We start from the raw sequence: 20,748 nt of genomic DNA on the forward strand, positions 1-20,748 counted from the left end.
CGGGCGGGATCGCTTTGCTCGGGCGGTGCGGGGCGGGCGGTTCGGGCTGCCCGCCCTTGCAACATGGGGCGTGCTGATCCATCTAGCGCTGCAAAGCGACAAGGTGCCCCGGACCCTCACGCACAAAGGACAACGGCCATGATCGAACTCGGCGGAACGCAACCCCAGCCGCAGGGCGGCGGCGACCTCATCAAGGACGTCTCGGAAGCCACCTTCATGAAGGACGTGGTCGAGGCCTCGCAGGAGGTGCCGGTCATCGTCGACTTCTGGGCGCCGTGGTGCGGGCCCTGCAAGACGCTCGGGCCGATGCTCGAGGATGCCGTGAAGGCCGCCAGGGGCGCGGTGAAGATGGCCAAGGTCAATGTCGACGAGGCCCAGCAGATCGCCGCGCAGCTGCGCATCCAGTCGATCCCGACGGTCTACGCCTTCTACCAGGGCCAGCCCGTCGACGGCTTCCAGGGCGCGGTGCAGCAATCGGAGATCAAGGCCTTCGTCGACCGGCTGGTGCAGCAGGCGGGCGGCGCCGGCGCCGCCGAGGGCGACGGCCTCGACGAGGCGCTGACCGCGGCCGAGGAGATGGTCGAGAAGGGCGAGACGAACGACGCCCTGCAGGTCTACCAGGCGATCCTCGGCGAGGACGAGAAGAACGCCCGCGCCTATGGCGGGCTGGTCAAGACGCTCGTCGCGATGGGATCGGTCGACCAGGCCGAGTCGGTTCTGAACGGCGCCCCGGCGGAGATCGCCACGGCGCCCGAGCTCGAGGCCGCGCACGCGCAGATCGCGCTCGCCCGGCAGGCCGAGAACGCCGGCCCGGTGGCCGATCTGCAGGCGAAGGTGGAGGCGAACCCGGACGACCACCAGGCGCGCTACGATCTCGCGCAGGCGCTGCAGGCTGCGGGGCGCACCGAAGAGGCCGTGGATCAGCTGCTGGAGCTGTTCCGGCGCGAAAAGGAGTGGAACGACGGGGCCGCGAAAACTCTGCTCTTCACCATCTTCGACGCGCTGAAACCGAACGATCCCATCGTGTTGAACGGGCGGCGAAAACTGTCTTCGATGATATTTGCCTGAGGGGGGCGATGGGCTAGCTGGCAAAGCCATGAGCCGGATGCCTGACCTGCCCGACGTGATTCCGATCTTTCCGCTGCCCGGGGCGCTCATGCTGCCCCGCGCGCGGCTGCCGCTGCACCTGTTCGAGCCGCGTTACCTGGCGATGCTCGACGATTGCCTGAAGACCGAGTCGCGGCTGATCGGCATGGTGCAGCCGGCGCCGACCGCCAATGACCGCGAGGCGCTGCACCGGATCGGCTGCGCCGGCCGCGTCACCCAGTTCTCGGAGACCGAGGACGGGCGCTACATGATCACCCTGACCGGGATCTCGCGATTCCGGGTCGAGAACGAGGTCGACGGCTTCACGCCCTACCGGCGCTGCGCTGTGAAGTGGGACGGGTTCGAGGCCGACCGCGGCGGACCGGAAAGCGACGATGCCTTCGCTCGCGCCAAGTTTCTCAAGCTCCTGGATCGCTATTTCGAGGTGCGCAACCTGTCGGCGGACTGGGAGACGTTGAAGGAGGCCGACGACGAGCTCCTGATCAACTCGCTTTCGATGCTTCTGGATTTCGACCCCGAGGACAAGCAGGCGCTCCTGGAGGCGCCGTCGCTGATGACCCGGCGCGAGACGCTGGTCACGCTGATCGAATACGCGCTGCGCGGGGGCGGCGGGAACGAGGGGACGCTGCAATGACCGAAAGGACGGGCGCCGACAGGCGGATGCTGGAGGCGCTGGTCTGCCCGGTGTCGCATACCACGCTGGAATACGACACCGAGCGGCAGGAGCTGATCAGCCGCCGCGCCAACCTTGCCTTCCCGATCCGCGACGGGATTCCGGTGATGCTGCGGGACGAGGCGCGGGTGCTCGACTGAGGACGTGCCGCTCTCACCGAGGCGCCGGCGGAGAGTGCCGGAGCGGGGGCCAGCCCCCGCACCCCCGGAGTACTTGGAACGAGAAGAAAGGGGGCGTCCGGTCCGGCGTGGGTCGCCCGGCGGCGAAGGCGCCGGGGCCGTGACGCCGCGTTCGAGTTGTCGCGGCGACGGGGCGTTGGCACTTTGGGCTGGCAGGGGGCGCGGTGCGCCCCGGACCCGTTGGAGGAGCAGACGATGGCCTATCGCGCGCCGGTGGACGAGTTTCGGTTCATGTTCGATCACGTGGTCGACCTGGCGGCGGTAACCGCCGAGGCGCGCTTCGCGGAGGCCACGCCCGACACGGTCGAGGCGGTGCTGACCGAAGCCGGCCGGGTCTGCGACGAGGTGCTGGCGCCCACGCGCCGGGACGGGGACCTGAGCGCCGCGCGGCTCGAGAACGGCGTGGTGCGGACCTCGCCGGGCTTCGACGGCGCCTACCGCGCCATCGCCGAGGGCGGCTGGGTCGCCGTCTCGGCCGGGGAGGCGCAGGGCGGCATGGGCCTGCCCGCGGCGCTGACCACCGCGATCAACGACATGATGTCGGGCGCGAACCTCGCGCTGCAGCTCTGCCCGCTGCTGACGCAGGGGCAGATCGAGGCGCTGGAGCATCACGCCAGCGCGGAGATGCAGGCGCTTTACCTGCCCAAGCTGATCTCGGGCGAGTGGACCGGGACGATGAACCTCACCGAGGCGCAGGCCGGATCGGATGTCGGCGCGCTGCGCAGCCGGGCGGAGCCGGAGGACGACGGCAGCTACCGGATCTCGGGGCAGAAGATCTACATCTCCTGGGGCGATCACGACCTGGCGGAGAACGTGTGCCACCTGGTGCTGGCGCGGCTGCCGGGGGCGGAGGCCGGGACAAGGGGGATCAGCCTCTTCATGGTGCCGAAGTACCTGCCGAAGGAGGATGGCAGCGTCGGGGCGGCCAACGGCGTGCGGACGGTCAGCCTAGAGCACAAGATGGGGCTGCACGGCTCGCCCACGGCGGTGCTGTCCTTCGAGGACGCGAAGGGCTGGCTCGTGGGGCCGGAGCATGGCGGCATGAAGGCGATGTTCACGATGATGAACAACGCGCGGCTCGGCGTCGGGGCGCAGGGCATCGGCGTGGCCGAGGGCGCCTACCAGCACGCGCTGGCCTACGCGATGGACCGAACGCAGGGCCGCTCGCCGGTCGAGAACGGCACCGGCAGCATCGTCGATCATGCCGATGTGCGGCGGATGCTGGCGACGATGAAGGCGGAGATCTTCGCGGCGCGCGCCATCGCCATGGCCTGCGCGGTGGCGATCGACCGCGGGCGGGGCGCCGGAGGGGCGGAGGCGCAGGCGCGCGCGGCGCTGCTGACGCCGATCGCCAAGGCCTTCGGCACCGAGACCGGCATCGCGGTGTCGGACCTCGGCATCCAGGTGCACGGCGGCATGGGCTTCGTGGAGGAGACCGGCGCGGCGCAATTCCTGCGCGACGTGCGCGTGACCTCGATCTACGAGGGCACCAACGGCATCCAGGCGATGGACCTCGTGGCGCGCAAGATGGCCGATGGCGGCGAGGCGGCGTTCGCGCTCCTCGACGAGGTCGAGGCCTTTGCGGAAACCGCGAGAGAACACCTGCCGGACCTCGCCGCGCCGGTGTGGGAGGCGGCGGAAACCCTGCGCGAGACGGTCGAATGGCTGGTCGGGCAGGGCGATCTCAATGCGCGCTTTGCCGGGTCCATGCCGTTCCTGAAAGGGTTCGCCCGGGTGCTGGGCGGGTACTACCACCTGCGCGCGGCAGTGGCCGAGAGCGGCGGCGCGCGCGAGCGGCTGGCGCGGTTCTATATCATGCGGCTTCTGCCGGAACATGCGGGGCTCTTGGCCCATGCGCGGGCCGGGGCGGAGGATCTCTATGCGCTGACGCCGGACGACCTGGCGGCGTGACGCCGGGCGCGCGGCGGACCGGGGGCTGGCGCTGCGCCGTTTGAGGTACGCGCTTTATCCCGGCCAAGCCCCTCCGCAATCCGGACGTCGCGCAAGGATGACATCGCGCCAGACCGTCGGGCCGGTGCCGCCATCGTCGCTCGGACCGATGGCGCGACGCTGGCGACCGCGCGCCCGGCACCTTCGGTGCTGTTCGGACGGGCAGTGCCTGGTTCGGCTGATGCAGACACATTCCGGCGGCCTCCGCGATGGACGGCCCCGCCGCGCTGTGCGAAGTCCCTGCGCAGCACGAAAAGGAGACCCCATGAGCGACGGCATCCGGTATCCGTGGGCCGAGCCGCCCGCAGAGGGCGCGGCGGTGGAGGTGGCCGAGGGCGTCCTCTGGATGCGCCTGCCGCTGCCGATGAAGCTCGATCACGTCAACGTCTACGCGCTCGACGACGGCGATGGCTGGACCATCCTCGATACCGGTTTTCATTCGCGCCGCGGCACGGCGATCTGGGAGCGATTGCTCGAAGGCCCGCTCGGCGGGCGGCCGGTGCGGCGGGTGATCGTCACGCACCACCACCCCGACCATATCGGCAATGCCGGCTGGTTTCAGGAGCGGGGGGCGGAGCTGGTCACCACGCGCACCGCCTGGCTCTTCGCGCGGATGCTCACGCTCGACGAGCAGGACAGCCCGCCGGAAGAGACGCTGACCTTCTGGCGGCGTTGCGGCATGGACCCGGAGATTCTCGCGAGGCGCGCGGAGGAGCGGCCGTTCAACTTCGCCGATATCGTCCACCCGATGCCGCTGGGCTTCACCCGCGTGAAACAGGGCGATCGCATCCGCATTGGCGGGCGCGACTGGGACGTGCATATCGGCAATGGCCACGCCCCCGAACACGCGGCATTCTGGAGCCGGGACGACAACCTCGTCCTTGCCGGCGACCAGATCCTGCCGTCGATCAGCCCCAACATCGGCGTCTACGCGACCCAGCCCGAGGCCGACCCGGTGGCCGACTGGCTGGAGGCCTGCGCCCGGCTGGAGACGCTGGCGCGGCCCGATCACCTGGTGCTCGGCGGACACAAGCTGCCGTTCACCGGGCTGCCGGTGCGGATGCGGCAACTGATCGACAACCACCACGGCGGGCTGGCGCGGCTCGAGGCGCATCTGGGGGCCGGGAAATCTGCCGGCGAATGTTTCCCGCCGCTGTTCAAGCGCACGATCGGGGAGGGCGAATACGGCCTCGCCCTGGTCGAGGCGGTGGCCCATTGCCTGCATCTGTGGCACGAGGGCCGGGCGGAGCGGACGCTGGGCGACGACGGCGCGTGGCGCTTTCGCGCCGCCGCCGCCGCGGCGGAGGGGTGCGCGGAACGGTCCGCGTGACAGGGCCGGAGGAATCGGCTAACTCGCTGCGCGAACACGACTGGCAGGGACTTGCGAGACATGGCTGAGCACAAGCACGGCGAGATGGACATCACCACCCAGAAGAAGACCTTCGACGGCTTCGTCACCTTCACCGTCCGTTCGGTCGTGGTGATCGCGGTTCTGGTCGTCCTGCTTGCCCTCGTCGGCGCCTGACACGGCGCCAATGGCATTTCGGAGACTGATCGCCGCCGTTATGGCGGCGAGCTTCGTCGCGGGCTGCGCCACGACGAAATCCGGCCCCGACGCGCCGCCCGAGGCGGTGGCGCGCGCGGCCTACATGCATGACGGGCCGCCGGCGATCACGCTCTTCACGATGGTGTCCAACCGGTCGGGCGGGGGCGCGCATTCCTCGCTGATGATCAACGGCTCGCAGCGCGTGGTCTTCGATCCGGCGGGCTCGGTGAGCCATCCGCAGATGATCGAGCGCGGCGACGTGATCTACGGCATCAGCCCTCGGCTCGCCGAGCTTTACGAGAAGGCGCACGCGCGCGAGACCTACCACGTCGTCGTGCAGCGCAAGGAGGTGCCGCCCGAGGTCGCCGAGGCGGCGCTGGAGCGGGCGATGAATTACGGCACGGTGGCGCAGGGGCTGTGCACGCAGGCGGCGGGCAACGTCCTGGCGGGGCTGCCGGGCTTCGAATCGATCCGGCCGACCTTCTTTCCGAACGGGCTGTCCAAGCAGTTCGGCGCGCTGCCCGGCGTGACGACGCGCAAGCGGTTCGAGAACGACAGCGACGACAAGAGCATTGCCGTCAATGCCTATTTCGAGGACGGCGAAAGCTGAGACGGTGGAATTGGCGGGACGTTCCAGGGTCTGCGACAGGCCCCGGAGGGTCGCCTCGCGCGCTGCGCCTCCGGCGTCTTTCCGATCACAAGCGAATCGAGTGGCAAGGTTTCGGGGCTGACACGGATGCGGCGCTCCGTGCCGGGATCGAGGCGCGGTGTTCCCGGGGGTCCGAAAGAAGGCGATCTGATCTTCGTCCGGGGCGGGGTGTCAGCCCACGATGTAGAGGCCGGTGGTCAGGACCACCGCCCCCGCCACCATCGCCGCCAGCACGTTCTTGGTCAGGTACGCCATCGCGAGCGTCGCGGCGGCGGCGGCCAGGCGCACCGGGTCGGGTTCTCCGTCCGTTGCGGAGGGCCAGAGGACCAGCGGCGCCACCAGCGCCGGCAGGATCGCCGCGGCGGTGTAGCGCAGATGGCGCAGGAGCCAGGGCGGCAGCGGCCGGTCTCCGACGAGGCCGAGGAACGCGAAGCGCAAGGCGAAGCTGCCGATGCCGAGGCCGACGATCACGAGCCAGAGCGTGCCGGTATCGATCATCGCGCGGTCCTTTCCTGCCGTCCGGGGCGTGTCATGCCGCTTCCTCCGGGGCTGCGCGACGCTCGATCACCAGCTCCACCTGCGCGCCGGTCATCATGCCTGCAATGCCGCCGACGATGAGGCCGAGGTTGTAGGGCAGCCAGGCGAAGGCCAGCGACACGCCCGCCGCCACCAGCGCCGCGGCGATATGCGCCGGGGTGCGCAGCATCGGCCCGATCATCGCCAGGAACGCCACCGGCACCGCGAAATCGAGACCCATATCGGTGGGGATCGCCGCGCCGGCCCAGGCCCCGGCCAGCGTGAAGAGGTACCATGGCAGGCAGATCGGCGTGACGGTCCCGAGGAAATAGGAGAATTTCTCGCCCACGCCCATCTCGCGCCGTTCGAATTCCAGGCTGGAGAGCGCGTAGGTCTGGTCGACGAGGAAATAGGCGGTGAGCGCGCGTTTCCAGACCGGCAGGTGCCCCAGATGCGGGGTGATGGAGGCCGAGTACATCGCCATGCGCAGGTTCACGGCGAGCGCCGAGACGAGCACCACGATCGTCGGGGCGTGGTCGGTCATCAGGTGCAGCGCGGTGAACTGCGCCGCCCCCGCGATCACCGCGACGGAAAAGGCGACGGCGTCGAGGACCGACAGCCCTGCCTCGGCGGAGATCACCCCGAAGAGCAACCCGAACGGCGCGATCACCGCGAGGAAGGGCAGGCCGTCGATCACGCCCCGCAGGTAAGGTGACTTTACGCCGCGCGTCGTCATGGCTACCTCTTCGTCACTTGCGTGCCGTAGCTAGAGCGCGCGGGAGGGAGATGCAATTGACCGCACCCGAAGAGAACGGCCCCGACGCGGGCGGCTACGTCATCGCGCCCGATCCCAAGGCGCCGCGCCTGACGCGCGCGGTGACCGGCGCCGACCAGAGCGGCGAGGCCACGGAAATCGCCGTGGTGGAGGAACGCCCCCTGACGATCTTCCTCAACGGGCAGGAGATCGTCACGGCGATGACCATCGGGGATTATCCCGACTACCTCGCCGTGGGGTTCCTCAGGAACCAGGGCATGCTCGCCGACGGCGAGGAGATCACCGGGATCTCCTACGACGAGGAGCTGGAGACCGTGGTGGTGCGCACCGCCTCGGCCACCACCTACGAGGAGAAGGTGAAGAAGAAGACCCGCACCTCGGGCTGCGCCGTTGGCACGGTCTTCGGCGACATGATGGAGGGGCTTGCCGGCGTGACGCTGCCGCAGGCGGAGCTTCGGACCTCGTGGCTTTACGCGCTGTCGCAGCGGATCAACACGACGCCGTCGCTGTATCTCGAGGCCGGGGCGATCCACGGCACGGTGCTGTGCAAGGAGGATCGCCCGCTGGTCTACATGGAGGATGTCGGCCGCCACAACGCGGTGGACAAGATCGCCGGCTGGATGGTGCTGGAGGGCGTGTCGCCGGACGACAAGATCCTCTACACGACCGGGCGGCTGACCTCGGAGATGGTGATCAAGACGGCGCTGATGGGGATCCCGGCGCTCGCCTCGCGGTCGGGCTTCACCGCCTGGGGGGTGGAGATCGCGCGCGAGGTCGGGCTGACGCTGGTCGGCCGGTTGCGGGGCAAGCGTTTCGTGTGCCTGGCCGGAGAGGACCGGCTGGTGCGCGACGCCGACCCCGGCAGCGTGCCCGACGAGGCGAAGAAATCGGGCCGGAAGGGCGGCGCATGAGACCGGGCGGCAATTGTGCGGCGCCGGTGCGGCAGTTCGGTGAGCGTGTCCGGAACGCCGGGCGCGACGCCTCCCGCCTGTCCGGGTGGAGCAACGCGCTGATCGCCCGAACAGCGCCGAAGGCGCCGGGCGCGCGCCGACCCGCCCCCCGGGTCGGCGCGATGTCACCCTTGTGCTGCGTTCGTGATGCGGAGGAGCATGGCCGGGATGAAGCGCTGACCTCGGAGCGTGTGGCGCCCACCCGCGGGACGGCGCGCGCCCGGCAGCCCTTGGCAGCCGGCGGAGGTCGCACATGACCGCGCCGATGAAGATCTCCGAGGTGCAGGCGGTGGCGGTGGCCGAGGCGCGGCGGTTCATCGCCGAGCGGCAGCGCGGCGACTGGCACTCGGTCGCCTCGGTGGTGCTGACCGCCTCGGGCGGGCGCTTCGTGGGCATGAACCTCGACAGCACGCTGCCGCGCGCGAGCGTCTGCGCCGAGCCGGTGGCGCTGGGCATGGCGATGGCCGCCGATCCGGACGACCGCGTGACCTTCGTCGCCGCGGTCAACCGCCGGGGCGAGGTGATCCCGCCCTGCGGGCCGTGCCGGGAGCTGATGCTCGACTACGCGCCGCATGCGGAGGTCGCGTTGCCGGGGGGCGGCGACTTCGTCACCCTGCCGATGCGGGAGCTGATGCCGACCGCCTTCAAGCACGACCGGAGGAAGCCGTGAGCGCGCCGCTTGGGGTGATCCTCGCCGGGGGAAAGGCGACGCGGATGGGCGGCGGCGACAAGGGGCTGCTGACGCTCGGGCGCGAGACGCTGATGGACCGGGTGATCGGCCGGCTGGCGCCGCAGGCGGGGGCGCTCGCGCTCAATGCCAACGGCGACCCGGCGCGTTTTGCCGCGCTCGGCCTGCCGGTCCTGCCCGACAGCGTCGAAGGCCATCCCGGACCGCTCGCCGGGGTTCTGGCCGGGCTCGACTGGGCGGCGGGCGAGGGCGCGGAGGCCATCGTGACGGTGGCCGCCGACACGCCGTTCTTCCCGCGCGACCTCGTGGCGCGGCTGCAGGACGCGGCGGCGGGGATGGCGCATCCCCTGGCGCTCGCCGCGACGCCCGATCCGGAGCGGGGGCGGGTGCGGCACCCAACCTTCGGGCTCTGGCCCGTGGCGCTCCGCGACGATCTGCGCGCGGCGCTGGGAGAGGGCGTGCGCAAGGTGGTGCTCTGGACCGACGCGCATGACGGGCAAGAGGCGCTCTTCGACGGGCCGGGCGAGCCGTTCTTCAACGTCAACACGCCCGAGGACCTGAAGGCGGCGGAGGAAATGCTGTGAGGATCTACGGCGTGACCGGCTGGAAGAACTCCGGCAAGACCGGGCTGATGGAGCGGCTGGTGACCGAGGTGAGCGGGCGCGGCTTCTCCGTCAGTACCGTAAAGCACGCTCATCATCATTTCGACGTCGACCAGGAGGGGCGCGACAGCTGGCGCCACCGCGAGGCCGGCGCGCGGCAGGTGCTGCTCTCTTCGCGCAAGCGCATGGCGCTGATGACGGAGCTGCGGGGCGCGCCGGAATCGTCGCTGGAGGACCTTCTGGCGCGGCTCGACCCGGTCGATCTGGTGCTGATCGAGGGGTACAAGCGCGACCGGCATCCCAAGATCGAGGCGCACCGCGCCGCGACGGGGCAGGACCTGATCGCGCCGGGCGATCAGAGCGTGCGCGCGGTGGCCAGCGACAGCGCGGGGACGCTGGAGGTGGACCGGCCGGTCTTCGATCTCGACGACACCGCGGGGATTGCAGATTTCGTGCTGCGCGAGGTGGGGCTGTGAGCGGGTTCGATACCATCGTCGTGGTCGACTGGTCGGCCCGCTCCGCGCCTTCGCCCGAGGCGCCGACGAAGGACGCGATCTGGATCGGCATGGTCCGGGACGGCGGCGCGGCGGAGGCGACGTACCTGCGTACCCGCGCGGCGGCCGAGACGCACCTGGCGGAGCTCTTCGCGGCGGAGCGGGAGGCCGGGCGGCGGGTGCTGGCGGGCTTCGACTTTCCCTTCGGCTATCCGCGCGGCTTTGCGGCGGCGGTGACGGGGCGGGCCGATCCGCTGGCGCTCTGGGACTGGCTGGAGGCTGCGGTCGAGGACGGCGCGGACAATGCCAACAACCGCTGGGCGGTGGCGCGGCGCTTGAACGCTCTCTTGCCAGGCACCGGGCCGTTCTGGGGCTGCCCCGAGGGCGAGGCGGGCCCGGACCTGCCCGCGAAGGGGACCGCGCGGGAAGGTCATGGCCTGCCCGAGCGGCGCGCGGCCGAGGATGGACTGGCGCGGGCGCAGCCGTGCTGGAAACTTTTCACCACGGGGTCGGTCGGCTCGCAGGCGCTGCTTGGCCTGCCGGTGCTGGCGCGACTGCGGGGGCGCTTTGCCGGGGATATCGCGGTCGCGCCGTTCGAGGCCGCGGGCGAAGGGATCGTGCTGGCGGAAGTGTTTCCGTCGCTGATCGCCGGGGCGGTCGCGTCGCGTGCCGAGGAAGGGGAGATCCCCGACCGGGCGCAGGTGCGCGTGCTGGCCGAGGCGCTGGCGCGGCTGCCGGAGACGGAGCTCGCGGCGATGCTGGCAGAGGGTGACGCGGAGGAGGGCTGGATCCTCGGGCGCGGGCACGAGGCGGCGCTTGTCGCGGCGGCGGAGGGCGGTGTGCGTCCGCCGCCGCTCAAGAACGATTGTTTCGCGTTGCCGCCGGGCGTCGACTGGACGCCGGTGGACGAGGCGCTGGCGGCTTTGCGCGCGGGCCTGTCGCCGGTGACGGGACCCGAGTCGGTGCCGCTGGAGGAGGCGGCGGGGCGGGTGCTGGCGCGGGACGTGGCGGCGCGCCGGTCCAATCCGCCGCAGCCCAACACGGCGGTCGACGGCTACGGCCTCGCCGCGCCTGACGGGGCGGGGGCGGAGAACGTGCTGCCGCTCGCCGAGGGGCGCGCGGCGGCGGGCGCGCCCTATCCCGGCGCGGTGCCGGCGGGGAACGCGGTGCGCGTCCTGACCGGCGCGGCGCTGCCCGAGGGCATCGACACCGTGGTGATGGACGAGGACGTGCGCACCGGCGGCGGCGAGGTGGCCTTTCGCGGCCCCGTGCGGCCGGGATCGAACACCCGCAAGGCCGGCGAGGACCTGGAGGCCGGGGCGCCGGCACTCTCGGCCGGGCGGCGGCTGACGCCGGGCGACGTGGCGCTGGCGGCGGCGGTGGGCCTTGGCGATCTGCCGGTGCGGGCGCCGCTGCGCGTGGCGGTGATCTCCACCGGCGACGAGTTGCGCGCGCCGGGGGACGCGGTCGGGGCTGGGCAGATCTATGATGCCAACCGGCCGATGCTGGCGGCGATCCTGGCGCGCTGGGGCCACGAGGTGATCGACCTCGGGCGCTGCCCCGACGACCGCGAGGCGCTGCGCGCGCTTCTGGACCGGGCGGCGGCGGAGGCCGACGCGGTGCTGACCTCGGGCGGTGCCTCGGCGGGCGACGAGGACCATGTCTCGGCGCTTCTGAGCGAGGCCGGGGCGATGGAGACCTGGCGCGTGGCGCTGAAGCCGGGGCGGCCGCTGGCGCTCGGCCTCTGGAACGGCGCACCGGTCTTCGGGCTGCCGGGCAACCCGGTCGCGGCCTTCGTCTGCACGCTGGTCTTCGCCCGCCCGGCGCTGGCGGTGCTGGCCGGCGAGGACTGGCCGGACCCCGTGGGCTTCGACGTGCCGGCGGCGTTCGAGAAGCGCAAGAAGGCGGGGCGGCGCGAATTCCTGCGTGCGCGGATCCGCGAGGGGCGCGCGGAGGTCTTTCCCTCCGAAGGATCGGGCCGGGTGTCGGGGCTGAGCTGGGCCGAGGGGCTGGTGGAGCTGCCGGACGGCCCGCTCGAGGTGGGCAAGGGCGATCCGGTGCGGTTCGTGCCGTTCGGCAGCTTCGGGTTGTGAGGGGGCCGGGGGTGGGCAGATTGCCCACCCTACGGAGCGCTTGGCGGCGGGTCGGCGCGGGTGGACAGGTCGGGAGCGGGGGCCAGCCCCCACACCCCCGGAGTATTTGCCGGCCCAAAGAAGCAGGGGCGTGGCCCTGCGGTGCGGCCGTGTTGCGCTGGGGGCGTGCAGTTCGTCGGGGTGGCAAGACGATGTGACGGCACGCGGCCTGCGGTCGACATGGGCGAGGTCGATCCGCGGGCAAAGCCGGGCGGTGCGGGCCGCCCCGCCCGGCCGGCGGATCAGATCTTCACGAGCTGCTTGCCGGTGTTGCCGCCTTTCAGCATGGCGATGAAAGCCTCGGGCGCGGCGTCGAGACCGTCCGCGATGTCCTCGCGGTAGGCGATGTTCCCTGCGGCGACGCCGGGGGAGACCTCGGACAGGAAGTCGGGGTAGCGGTGCCAGTGGTCGAAGATGATGAAGCCGGTGACCGAAAGGCGCTTGACCAGGATCGCGCGCCAGGTGGCGGGCAGGCGGTCGGCGCTGTCCTCGGCGGCGCCGTACCAGGCGACCGCGCCGCAGACCGGGATGCGGCCATGGGTGTTCATCAGCGGCAGCACCGCCTCCAGCACCTTGCCGCCGACATTCTCGAAATAGATGTCGACGCCGTCCGGCGCCGCCTCGGAGAGCGCGGCGCGCAGGCCGCCTGCGTCGTCATGGGCGCGGTGGTCGATGGCGGCGTCGAAGCCGTAGACCTCCTTTGCCATGGCGCATTTCTCCGGCCCGCCGGCGATGGCGATCGTGCGCAGGCCCGCCTGCTTGGCGAGCTGGCCGACCATGGAGCCGACGGGGCCGGTGGCGGCGGCAACCACGAGCGTCTCGCCGGCCTTGGGGCGGCCGAGGTCGTTGAGGCCGTACCAGCCGGTGAGGCCGGGCATGCCGAGCACGCCGAGCACGGCCGTCGGCGGCGTGCCGTCCGGGATCTTGCGCAGCTCGGCGCCCGGCAGGGCGGCGTGGCTGGCCCAGCCGGTCATGCCGGTGACCATGTCGCCCTCCGCGATCCCGTCGGCGCGCGAGGCGATCACCCGGCCGACGCCCTGCGCGCCCATCGTGCCGCCGAGCGGCACCGGCTCGGCGTAGCTTTTGGCGTCGTCCATGCGGCCGCGCATGTAGGGATCGAGCGAGAAATGCGTGACCTCGACCAGCGCCTCGCCCTCTTCGGGGCCGGGCAGGGGCGCGGTGTCGAGGGCGAAATCCTCGGGCACGGGCGCGCCGGACGGGCGGCGGGCGAGCGTGATGCGGCGGAGGCTGTCAGCCATGGCTTTGTCCTTCGGTCGGGGCAGGGGCGGCGAAATCCGCGTGATCCCGCGCATTTGCGATTGCGCGGGGGGTCGCCGGAGCGTCACATTCCATCTGGCGTTCACATCCGCAGACGGCAAGGGAGGGCCCGATGCACGGCATGATGATGCACCAGCCGCTGTCGATCCTGGAGATCCTGCGCTACGCCGCCGGCGCCCATCCGGGCGGCGAGGTGGTGTCGGCCCGGGTGGAGGGCGATCTTCACCGCGAAAGCTACGCCGGGGCCTGGCGGCGGGCGGCGCAGCTGGCGCACGGGCTGGCGGGCCTCGGGATCGGCCGGGGCGACCGGGTGGCGACGCTGGCCTGGAACGGGTACCGGCATTTCGAGCTGTATTACGGCGTCTCGGGGATGGGGGCGGTCTGCCACACCATCAACCCGCGGCTGTCGGCGGAGCAGATGCTGTATATCCTCGGCCATGCCGGGGACCGGGTCCTGTGCGTCGATCTGACCTTCGTGCCGCTGGTGGAGAAGCTGGCCGATCACCTGCCGCCGGGCCTGACGCTGGTGGCGCTTTGCGCGCGCGAGGACTTGCCGGAGAGCCGGCTTGAGCTTCTCGCCTACGAGGACCTGCTGGCCGGGCAGCCCGAAAACTACGACTGGCCGGACCTGCCCGAGGATACGGCGGCGGGACTGTGCTATACCTCGGGCACGACCGGCAATCCCAAGGGCGCGCTCTACACCCACCGCTCCAGCGTGCTGCACGCGATGACGGTGTCGATCTGCCTGTCGAAATCTCTTTGCGAGGGCGCGCGGGTGCTGCCGGTGGTGCCGCTGTTTCATGTCAACGCCTGGGGGCTGCCCTATGCCGCGCCGCTGGCCGGGGCCTCGCTGGTCATGCCGGGGCCGAAGCTGGACGGGGCGTCCTTGTTCGACCTGATGGAGGCCGAGGGGGTCACCTCGGCCTGGGGCGTGCCGACGGTCTGGCAGGGTCTGCAGGCGGAGATCGCGGAGCGCGGTCGCCATCCCGAGGGGCTGCGGACCGTGGTGGTCGGCGGCTCGGCCGCGCCACGCTCGATGATCGAGGCGTTCGAGGCCGCGGGCGTGGAGGTGATCCACGCCTGGGGCATGACCGAGATGAGCCCGGTCGGCACGCACGGCCTTCTGTCCGAACCGATGCAGGACTTGCCGTTCGAGGAGCGCATGACGCTCAAGTCCAAGCAGGGGCGGCGGATCTTCGGGGTGGAGCTGAAGATCGTCGGAGAGGACGGGGCGCGCCTGCCGCATGACGGAGAAGCCGCCGGGGAGCTCTTCGTGCGCGGCAATACCGTGGTATCGGGCTATTTCGGCAACGAGGCGGCGAGCGCGGAGGCGCTGGACGGCGAGGGGTGGTTCGGGACCGGCGATGTCGCCTCGATCGACCCCGAGGGGTTCCTGACGATCCGCGACCGGACCAAGGACCTTATCAAGTCCGGGGGCGAGTGGATCAGCTCCATCGACCTGGAGAACATCGCGGTGGCGCATCCCAAGGTGGCCTCCTGCGCGGTGATCGCGGTGCCGCATCCGAAATGGGACGAGCGGCCGCTGCTGGTGGTGGTCCCGAAGGATGCAGGCGATCCGCCGACGCTGGAGGAGCTGCACGCGGCGATGCTGGCGCATGTGGCGAAGTGGCAATTGCCCGACGACATGGCGCTGGTGGAGGACCTGCCGCTGACGGCGACGGGCAAGGTGTCCAAGCTGACGCTGCGGGCGCGGTTCGCCGACCATGTGCTGCCGGGCGGCGGGTGAGCGCCGGGCCGGAGGGCGGCGCCGGGCGGCGCGGGCGGATTTCGAGTATTTGGAACGAGAAGAAGCAGGGGCCGCCTGACTGCCGATCGGGGCCGGGCGGGCGGCGCGCCTTGCGGGAGGCGAGATGGATCTTGGCATGACGGAGCGGGTGCGCCCGCTGGTCGCGGCGGTGCGCCGCATGGTCGAGGACGAGATCGCGCCGGCCGATCGCGCCTACCACGCGGAGGTGGGGCGGCATCCGTCCGGCGACCGGTTCCGGCTGACCGACCGGCAGCGCGAGATCCTGGAGGAGCTGAAGGCGACGGCGAAGGCGCGTGGGTTGTGGAACTTCTGGCTGACCGACTCCGAGCGGGGGCTGGGCCTGACGACGGTGGAATACGCCTATCTCGCCGAGGAGATGGGCAAGGTGCCGCTGGCCGCGGAGGTGTTCAACTGCAACGCGCCCGACACCGGCAACATGGAGGTGCTGGAGCGCTACGGCGCGGACTGGATGAAGGATCGCTGGCTGGCGCCGCTGCTGGCGGGCGAGATCCGGTCCGCCTACGTGATGTCGGAGCCGGAGGTGGCGTCCTCGGATGCCGCGCAGCTTGCCTTCGCGGCGCGGCGGGAGGGCGACGGATATGTCCTGAACGGCGACAAGTACTGGATCTCGGGCGCCGGGGATCCGCGCTGCGCGGTCTACATCCTGCTCGCTTGTACCGACCCCGAGGCGGAGAAGCACCGCCGGCACACGATGTTCGTGCTGGATGCCGATACGCCCGGGGTCGAGGTGCTGCGGCCGATGACGGTGTTCGGCGCCGACGATGCGCCGCACGGGCACATGCACCTGCGCTTCACCGACGTGCGGGTGCCGGCGGAGAACGTGGTGCTGGGCGAAGGGCGCGGCTTCGAGGTGGCGCAGGGGCGGCTCGGCCCCGGGCGGATCCACCATTGCATGCGCGCGATCGGCCAGGCGGAGAAGGCGCTGGCGATGATGTGCGGGCGCGGCCTGGCGCGCGAGGCGTTCGGCAAGCCGCTGGCGGAGCTGGGGGCGAACTACGACAAGATCGCCGATGCGCGGATGGAGATCGAGATGGCGCGTCTTCTGTGCCTGAAGGCGGCGTGGGTGATGGACACCGAGGGCACGCGGGCGGCGGCGCCGTGGATCAGCCAGATCAAGGTGGTGGCGCCGCTGATGGCGGGACGGGTGATCGACGAAGCGATGCAGATGCATGGCGGGTCGGGCATCAGCCAGGATTTCGACCTGGCGCATATGTGGACGCATGTGCGTACGCTGCGCTTCGCCGACGGGCCGGATGCGGTGCACCGCCGGCAGGTCGCGCGGTGGGAGCTGAAGCGGCACGCGGGATAGGGTGTCCGTCGGGACTGGATCGAGACGTGGCGCGCGCGGCGCAAAGGGCACGGGTCGATCCGTGCCCGGAGCGGAATCAAGGCCGATAGGCCGCCGCGCATCGCCGGGCCGCCCCCCGGACCGGCGATTTGGTGACGCTTGGTGCGGCGCTTTGAGGTCTTGCGGGTTTGGCAGCCATAAAGCGCGGCGTTCGGCAGGAGGGATCGCCGATCCGCGGCCCGACGCTGCGCGGCTCGTGCTTTGGGTGAGCGGCTTGGGTGGCGGCCGGGAGGGCAGGTCGGGCTTGACCTCGGGACGCAGGGGGGCTCGGTATTGTGTCAGGTACCTGGAGCGCGCTGCCGCGCGGGGAGGAGACGTGGACAGGGCCGAACTGGACCGCATCGCGCGGTGGATGGAGCGCAACGTGCCCGGCTTCTCGGGGCCGCTGCGCGCGACCAAGTTCGACGTGGGGCAGTCGAACCCGACCTATCGGCTGAACGCCGCCTCGGGGGCCTATGTGCTGCGCCGCAAACCCCACGGCGCGCTGCTGAAATCGGCGCATGCGGTCGATCGGGAGTTTCGCGTTCAGGCGGCGCTCTGGCGGACCGCGGTGCCGGTGCCGCGAGTCATCGCGCTCTGCACCGACGAGAGCGTCATCGGCACCATGTTCTACGTGATGGAGCACGTGTCGGGCCGCGGCATCGACGAGCCGCAGCAGACAGGATCGGTGCCGGGCGAGCGCGCAGAGGTGATGGCCGAGATGGCGCGCGTGCTGGCGGCGATTCACGATGTCGACCTCACCGCGACGGGCTTGGAGGAGTACGGCCCGCCCGGCGACTATTACGCACGCCAGTACGGCCGCTGGTCCAAGCAGTACCGCGCCAGCGAGACGGAGCCGCTGCCGCAGATGGACCGGTTGATCGCCTGGCTGGGCGCGCACCTGCCGGAGGACGACGGCACGCGGACGCTGGTGCACGGCGATTACCGGATCGACAACCTGCTGTTCTCGGGCGAGGGCACGGATTGCCGCGCGGTGCTCGACTGGGAGCTGTCGACGCTGGGCCACCCGTTCGCCGATCTCGCCGGGGTGATCATGCAATGGCGGCTGCCGCCGGGGCCGGAGGGGCGCGGGCTCGCCGGGCTCGACCGGGCCGCGCTGGGCCTGCCGACGGATGCCGGGTTCATCGAGATGTACTGTGCCCGTCGCGGCATCGCCGTGCCGCAGGATTTCGGCTTTCATGTCGCCTTCGCGTTCTTCCGTATGGGCGCGATCCTGCAGGGGGTGAAGAAGCGGGCGCTTGAGGGCAACGCCTCGAACCCCGAACAGGGGCTGCGGCTGGGCGCGTTCGTGCCGCGCTTTGCCGAGCTGGGGCTGGAGGCGGCGGAGGCATGAGGCGGTCAGAGCCGCTTTTCGAACCAGTGATGGGCGTAGGGTTCGTCGTTGAAGGCGGGGATCTCGGTCCAACCCGTCGCGCGGTAGAGGGCGATGGCCCCGGTCAGCGCGCGGTTGGTCTCGAGCCTGAGCCGGGTGATGCCGAGCGCCCGCGCCTCGCGCTCCGCCGCCGTCATCAGCCGCCGGGCGAGGCCGCGGCCGCGGGCCTCCGGCGCGATCCAGAGCCGCTTGATCTCGGCCACCGGCGCGCCCGTGCCCTTGAGGCCGACGCAGCCGACGGCGCGGCCGCCGGTCCGCGCGACGAGGAACGCGCCGCGCGGCGGGCGCATGTCGGCCGCCTGCGGATCGAGGCTGCGGGACACCTCGAAGCCGGTGTCGAAGGCGGCGGCGAGGTCGGCGTAATACGCCGCGAGGCAGGCGCGCGAGTCGGGCGCCTCGGGGTCTTCGGTGGCGATGGTGGCGGGCTCTGTCATGGCGCGCGATCCTGCGCCCGGAGCGAAGCGGCCGTCAAGGCGCGGGCAGGATGAAGTCGCTGGGCGAGATGATCGCGCGGCAGGCGCAGGCGGGCCGGGTCGACTGGATCGGGCTGCGGCCCGACCGGCGCGGTGCGATGCGGTCGGTCCCGGCGGTCGAACTTGAGGCCGGCGGGCTTGCGGGCGATCACGGGCGTGCCGGCAAGCGGGCGGTGACGCTGGTGCAGGCGGAACACCTGGCGGCGATTGGCGGCTTTCTCGGGCAGGGGCCGGTGGCGCCGGAGGAGCTGCGGCGGAACCTCGTGATCTCGGGCATCAACCTTGCCGGGCTGAAGGGCCGGCGCATCGCGATCGGCGCGGCGGTCCTGAGGCTGACGACGATCTGCGCGCCCTGTTCGCGGATGGAAGAGGCGTTCGGCCCCGGCGGCTATTCTGCCGTGCGCGGCCATGGCGGATGGTGCGCCGAGGTGCTGCGCCCGGGCCGCATCGCGCTGGGCGACACGGTCCGGGCGCTGGCCGATCAGAGCGAATAGTCCCACTGCGCCGGCACCATGCGGTAGCCGTCGCCGTCGCGCGCGATCTGAACGAGGCCGGGAAAGCCGATATGCGAGCCGGCGACCATCATCCGGTCGGTGGCGACCCGGTCGAGGATCTGCCGGCGCGTCTCGACCGCCTGACCCGGGTCCACGTCGAAGCCGATGGCGATGTCGGGCCGGGCCATTTGCACCGGCGCGACGTGCACGATGTCGGCCCAGATCAGCAGTTGCGCGTCGCCCGAGGCGATCATGTAGCCCGAATGGCCCGGCGTGTGGCCGGGCAGCGGCATGGCCGTAACGCCGGGGGCGACCTCGTCTTCGCCGCTGAAGGTGGTCAGGCGGTCCGAATAGGCCGAGAGCACGTTTCGCGCGAGGCTGGCGAAGCCCTGCACCATCTCTCCGGCGCCGGAGAAGTTCGATTCGTCCGACCAGAATGTCCGGTCGGTCTCGTTCACCACGAGTTCGGCGTTCGGGAAAGCGGCGTCGCCGCCCTTGAGCGCGCCGGCCACGTGGTCGGGGTGCAGGTGCGTGGCCAGAAGCTTTGTCACCCCGCGCGGGTCGATGCCGGCGGCGGCGAGGTTCTCCGGCAACCTGCCGAGATCGGGGCCCATCGCGTCGGCGGTGCCGGCATCGACGAGGATCGTCTCGTCGCCGGTCTGGATGACGAAGGCGTTGACGGCGCTGCGGAAGGTGTCCGGGTCGCGGAACCCGGCTTCCATCAGCTCCGAGTAGCCGGCGGCGTCGATGCCGATCAGCGCGTCGGGCCCGATATGCAGGCTGCCGTCGCTGAGGCAGGTGACGGTGATGTCGCCGACCGCGAAGCGCTGGACCGCCGGGACCTGCCCGCCCGTCGTGGCGAAGCCTTGGGCGAGGGCCGGGACCGCCCCGGTGCCTGCGGCGAGGCCGGCGAGCGGGGCGGTGGCGAGAAACTGTCTGCGGTGCATGTGGGAACTCCTCTCCTGTCTGGCGGATGAGATGTATCCTCTGCGCGCGAGGTCAAAAGTCCATGATGGCGTTGCGCTTGGCCGCGCTGGGGTGTCTGTAGGGCGTCGAAAAGGGGGCGGGCATGGCCGACAGCAACGCGATCACCGGGTTGAGGCTGCCGCGCGGCGCGCGGGTGGGCCTTCTGGGCGGGTCGTTCGACCCTGCGCACGAGGGGCATGTGCACATCACCCGCGAGGCGCTGAAACGCTTCGGGCTCGACCGCGTGGTGTGGCTGGTGTCGCCCGGCAACCCGCTGAAACCGCGCGGGCCGGCGCCGCTGGAGGATCGCCTCGCGGAGGCGCGGGCGCTGGTGGACGACCCCAGGGTGACGATCAGCGACGCCGAGGCGCGGCTTGGCACGCGCTATACCTCGCAGACGCTGGCGCGGCTTTGCGGGCGCCATTCGGAGGTGCGCTTCGTCTGGCTGATGGGGGCGGACAACCTGCGCCAGCTGCACCGCTGGGATAATTGGCGCGCGATCATGGACCGGGTGCCGGTGGGGGTGCTGGCGCGGCCCGGCGACCGGATGTCGGCGCAGACCTCGGTGGCGGCGCGGGTCTATGCGCGGGCGCGGCTGCCGCAGGCGGCGTCTCACCTGCTGCCGCTGATGGCGGCGCCGGCCTGGTGCTTTCTGAACGTGCCGATGATGGCGGTGAGCTCGACGGAGATCCGTGCCGGCGGGGGCGGTGGAGCAAAGCGCTGACCGCCCGAACAGCACCGAAGGTGCCGGGCGCGCGCCGGACCGG

22 protein-coding genes are annotated in these 20,748 nt (G+C 71.4%); 17 read left to right on the top strand and 5 right to left on the bottom strand.

What is annotated here, in order from left to right; genetic code table 11:
- The first annotated feature begins 138 nt into the window (after positions 1-138).
- The 7 genes from trxA to F3H57_RS20315 all read left to right on the top strand — a co-directional run bounded on the left by trxA (position 139) and on the right by F3H57_RS20315 (position 6,065).
- Positions 139-1,068 (top strand): thioredoxin, encoded by a 930-nt coding sequence (gene trxA / locus F3H57_RS20285; protein WP_149758490.1) that lies wholly within the window; start codon positions 139-141, stop codon positions 1,066-1,068.
- Between the two features lie 28 nt (positions 1,069-1,096).
- Positions 1,097-1,741: an LON peptidase substrate-binding domain-containing protein gene (locus F3H57_RS20290; protein WP_149758491.1), complete on the top strand. Its 645-nt coding sequence runs from the start codon at positions 1,097-1,099 to the stop codon at positions 1,739-1,741.
- On the top strand, positions 1,738-1,920 hold the full coding sequence (locus tag F3H57_RS20295; RefSeq protein WP_149758493.1) for a Trm112 family protein: 183 nt from the start codon (positions 1,738-1,740) through the stop codon (positions 1,918-1,920). The genes F3H57_RS20290 and F3H57_RS20295 overlap by 4 nt, the downstream gene beginning before the upstream one ends.
- 234 nt (positions 1,921-2,154) lie before the next feature.
- Positions 2,155-3,870, top strand: a complete 1,716-nt coding sequence (locus F3H57_RS20300; protein ID WP_149758495.1) for an acyl-CoA dehydrogenase — start codon at positions 2,155-2,157, stop codon at positions 3,868-3,870.
- A gap of 304 nt (positions 3,871-4,174) precedes the next feature.
- Positions 4,175-5,239, top strand: a complete 1,065-nt coding sequence (locus tag F3H57_RS20305; protein ID WP_149758497.1) for an MBL fold metallo-hydrolase — start codon at positions 4,175-4,177, stop codon at positions 5,237-5,239.
- 60 nt (positions 5,240-5,299) lie between these two features.
- Complete coding sequence (locus F3H57_RS20310; RefSeq protein WP_149758499.1) at positions 5,300-5,434, top strand: aa3-type cytochrome c oxidase subunit IV; 135 nt, start codon at positions 5,300-5,302, stop codon at positions 5,432-5,434.
- 10 nt (positions 5,435-5,444) lie between these two features.
- Positions 5,445-6,065, top strand: coding sequence for a hypothetical protein (locus F3H57_RS20315; RefSeq protein WP_223163174.1), 621 nt, complete (start codon positions 5,445-5,447; stop codon positions 6,063-6,065).
- A gap of 210 nt (positions 6,066-6,275) precedes the next feature.
- Here F3H57_RS20315 and F3H57_RS20320 read toward each other — a convergent pair whose 3' ends face one another.
- Positions 6,276-6,602, bottom strand: coding sequence for an AzlD domain-containing protein (locus F3H57_RS20320; protein ID WP_149758501.1), 327 nt, complete (start codon positions 6,600-6,602; stop codon positions 6,276-6,278).
- A 31-nt stretch (positions 6,603-6,633) separates the two neighbouring features.
- The gene (locus F3H57_RS20325) at positions 6,634-7,356 is read right to left on the bottom strand and encodes an AzlC family ABC transporter permease (RefSeq protein ID WP_149758503.1); all 723 of its coding nucleotides are present in this window, start codon (positions 7,354-7,356) and stop codon (positions 6,634-6,636) included.
- A 50-nt stretch (positions 7,357-7,406) separates the two neighbouring features.
- On the opposite strand from F3H57_RS20325, the gene F3H57_RS20330 reads away from it, so the two are divergent.
- The 5 genes from F3H57_RS20330 (at position 7,407) to F3H57_RS20350 (ending at position 12,222) form a co-directional block, all read left to right on the top strand.
- Positions 7,407-8,306 (top strand): formate dehydrogenase accessory sulfurtransferase FdhD, encoded by a 900-nt coding sequence (locus F3H57_RS20330; protein ID WP_149758505.1) that lies wholly within the window; start codon positions 7,407-7,409, stop codon positions 8,304-8,306.
- Between the two features lie 292 nt (positions 8,307-8,598).
- A complete protein-coding gene (locus tag F3H57_RS20335; protein WP_149758507.1) occupies positions 8,599-9,015 on the top strand; it encodes a cytidine/deoxycytidylate deaminase family protein in 417 nt (138 codons plus the stop codon).
- Positions 9,012-9,617 (top strand): molybdenum cofactor guanylyltransferase MobA, encoded by a 606-nt coding sequence (gene mobA, locus F3H57_RS20340; protein WP_149758509.1) that lies wholly within the window; start codon positions 9,012-9,014, stop codon positions 9,615-9,617. The genes F3H57_RS20335 and mobA overlap by 4 nt, the downstream gene beginning before the upstream one ends.
- Positions 9,614-10,111 (top strand): molybdopterin-guanine dinucleotide biosynthesis protein B, encoded by a 498-nt coding sequence (gene mobB, locus F3H57_RS20345; RefSeq protein WP_149758511.1) that lies wholly within the window; start codon positions 9,614-9,616, stop codon positions 10,109-10,111. The genes mobA and mobB overlap by 4 nt, the downstream gene beginning before the upstream one ends.
- Positions 10,108-12,222: a molybdopterin-binding protein gene (locus F3H57_RS20350; protein ID WP_149758513.1), complete on the top strand. Its 2,115-nt coding sequence runs from the start codon at positions 10,108-10,110 to the stop codon at positions 12,220-12,222. The genes mobB and F3H57_RS20350 overlap by 4 nt, the downstream gene beginning before the upstream one ends.
- A gap of 281 nt (positions 12,223-12,503) precedes the next feature.
- Here the strand turns inward: F3H57_RS20350 and F3H57_RS20355 are convergent, their stop codons facing one another.
- Positions 12,504-13,520: an NADP-dependent oxidoreductase gene (locus tag F3H57_RS20355; protein WP_149758515.1), complete on the bottom strand. Its 1,017-nt coding sequence runs from the start codon at positions 13,518-13,520 to the stop codon at positions 12,504-12,506.
- 131 nt (positions 13,521-13,651) lie between these two features.
- Here F3H57_RS20355 and F3H57_RS20360 point away from each other — a divergent pair, with 131 nt between their 5' ends.
- The 3 genes from F3H57_RS20360 (at position 13,652) to F3H57_RS20370 (ending at position 18,009) form a co-directional block, all read left to right on the top strand.
- Positions 13,652-15,286: a long-chain-fatty-acid--CoA ligase gene (locus tag F3H57_RS20360; protein WP_149758517.1), complete on the top strand. Its 1,635-nt coding sequence runs from the start codon at positions 13,652-13,654 to the stop codon at positions 15,284-15,286.
- Between the two features lie 124 nt (positions 15,287-15,410).
- A complete protein-coding gene (locus F3H57_RS20365; protein ID WP_149758519.1) occupies positions 15,411-16,637 on the top strand; it encodes an acyl-CoA dehydrogenase family protein in 1,227 nt (408 codons plus the stop codon).
- A 391-nt stretch (positions 16,638-17,028) separates the two neighbouring features.
- On the top strand, positions 17,029-18,009 hold the full coding sequence (locus tag F3H57_RS20370; RefSeq protein WP_149758556.1) for a phosphotransferase family protein: 981 nt from the start codon (positions 17,029-17,031) through the stop codon (positions 18,007-18,009).
- A gap of 5 nt (positions 18,010-18,014) precedes the next feature.
- On the opposite strand, the gene F3H57_RS20375 is transcribed toward F3H57_RS20370, so the two are convergent.
- Positions 18,015-18,482 (bottom strand): GNAT family N-acetyltransferase, encoded by a 468-nt coding sequence (locus F3H57_RS20375; protein ID WP_149758521.1) that lies wholly within the window; start codon positions 18,480-18,482, stop codon positions 18,015-18,017.
- Between the two features lie 50 nt (positions 18,483-18,532).
- Between F3H57_RS20375 and F3H57_RS20380 the strand changes: the two genes are divergently transcribed.
- Positions 18,533-19,015, top strand: a complete 483-nt coding sequence (locus F3H57_RS20380) for an MOSC domain-containing protein (protein WP_149758523.1) — start codon at positions 18,533-18,535, stop codon at positions 19,013-19,015.
- Here the strand turns inward: F3H57_RS20380 and F3H57_RS20385 are convergent.
- Positions 19,003-19,962, bottom strand: coding sequence for an MBL fold metallo-hydrolase (locus F3H57_RS20385; protein ID WP_149758525.1), 960 nt, complete (start codon positions 19,960-19,962; stop codon positions 19,003-19,005). The two genes, F3H57_RS20380 and F3H57_RS20385, sit on opposite strands and share 13 nt — an antisense overlap.
- A 122-nt stretch (positions 19,963-20,084) precedes the next feature.
- On the opposite strand from F3H57_RS20385, the gene F3H57_RS20390 reads away from it, so the two are divergent.
- A complete protein-coding gene (locus F3H57_RS20390) occupies positions 20,085-20,705 on the top strand; it encodes a nicotinate-nucleotide adenylyltransferase (RefSeq protein ID WP_149758527.1) in 621 nt (206 codons plus the stop codon).
- Positions 20,706-20,748 lie beyond the last annotated feature (43 nt).

Source organism: Roseivivax sediminis, from assembly GCF_900112685.1.
In the GTDB taxonomy this organism is placed as follows: Bacteria; Pseudomonadota; Alphaproteobacteria; order Rhodobacterales; family Rhodobacteraceae; genus Roseivivax; species Roseivivax sediminis.

Excerpts from the sequence above, each read along its gene's own strand:
- trxA (WP_149758490.1), top strand. The coding sequence starts at position 139 with ATGATCGAACTCGGCGGAACGCAACCCCAGCCGCAGGGCGGCGGCGAC.
- F3H57_RS20290 (WP_149758491.1), top strand. The coding sequence starts at position 1,097 with ATGAGCCGGATGCCTGACCTGCCCGACGTGATTCCGATCTTTCCGCTG.
- F3H57_RS20295 (WP_149758493.1), top strand. The coding sequence starts at position 1,738 with ATGACCGAAAGGACGGGCGCCGACAGGCGGATGCTGGAGGCGCTGGTC.
- F3H57_RS20300 (WP_149758495.1), top strand. The coding sequence starts at position 2,155 with ATGGCCTATCGCGCGCCGGTGGACGAGTTTCGGTTCATGTTCGATCAC.
- F3H57_RS20305 (WP_149758497.1), top strand. The coding sequence starts at position 4,175 with ATGAGCGACGGCATCCGGTATCCGTGGGCCGAGCCGCCCGCAGAGGGC.
- F3H57_RS20310 (WP_149758499.1), top strand. The coding sequence starts at position 5,300 with ATGGCTGAGCACAAGCACGGCGAGATGGACATCACCACCCAGAAGAAG.
- F3H57_RS20315 (WP_223163174.1), top strand. The coding sequence starts at position 5,445 with ATGGCATTTCGGAGACTGATCGCCGCCGTTATGGCGGCGAGCTTCGTC.
- F3H57_RS20320 (WP_149758501.1), bottom strand. The coding sequence starts at position 6,602 with ATGATCGATACCGGCACGCTCTGGCTCGTGATCGTCGGCCTCGGCATC.
- F3H57_RS20325 (WP_149758503.1), bottom strand. The coding sequence starts at position 7,356 with ATGACGACGCGCGGCGTAAAGTCACCTTACCTGCGGGGCGTGATCGAC.
- F3H57_RS20330 (WP_149758505.1), top strand. The coding sequence starts at position 7,407 with ATGCAATTGACCGCACCCGAAGAGAACGGCCCCGACGCGGGCGGCTAC.
- F3H57_RS20335 (WP_149758507.1), top strand. The coding sequence starts at position 8,599 with ATGACCGCGCCGATGAAGATCTCCGAGGTGCAGGCGGTGGCGGTGGCC.
- F3H57_RS20355 (WP_149758515.1), bottom strand. The coding sequence starts at position 13,520 with ATGGCTGACAGCCTCCGCCGCATCACGCTCGCCCGCCGCCCGTCCGGC.
- F3H57_RS20360 (WP_149758517.1), top strand. The coding sequence starts at position 13,652 with ATGCACGGCATGATGATGCACCAGCCGCTGTCGATCCTGGAGATCCTG.
- F3H57_RS20365 (WP_149758519.1), top strand. The coding sequence starts at position 15,411 with ATGGATCTTGGCATGACGGAGCGGGTGCGCCCGCTGGTCGCGGCGGTG.
- F3H57_RS20370 (WP_149758556.1), top strand. The coding sequence starts at position 17,029 with ATGGAGCGCAACGTGCCCGGCTTCTCGGGGCCGCTGCGCGCGACCAAG.
- F3H57_RS20375 (WP_149758521.1), bottom strand. The coding sequence starts at position 18,482 with ATGACAGAGCCCGCCACCATCGCCACCGAAGACCCCGAGGCGCCCGAC.
- F3H57_RS20380 (WP_149758523.1), top strand. The coding sequence starts at position 18,533 with ATGAAGTCGCTGGGCGAGATGATCGCGCGGCAGGCGCAGGCGGGCCGG.
- F3H57_RS20385 (WP_149758525.1), bottom strand. The coding sequence starts at position 19,962 with ATGCACCGCAGACAGTTTCTCGCCACCGCCCCGCTCGCCGGCCTCGCC.
- F3H57_RS20390 (WP_149758527.1), top strand. The coding sequence starts at position 20,085 with ATGGCCGACAGCAACGCGATCACCGGGTTGAGGCTGCCGCGCGGCGCG.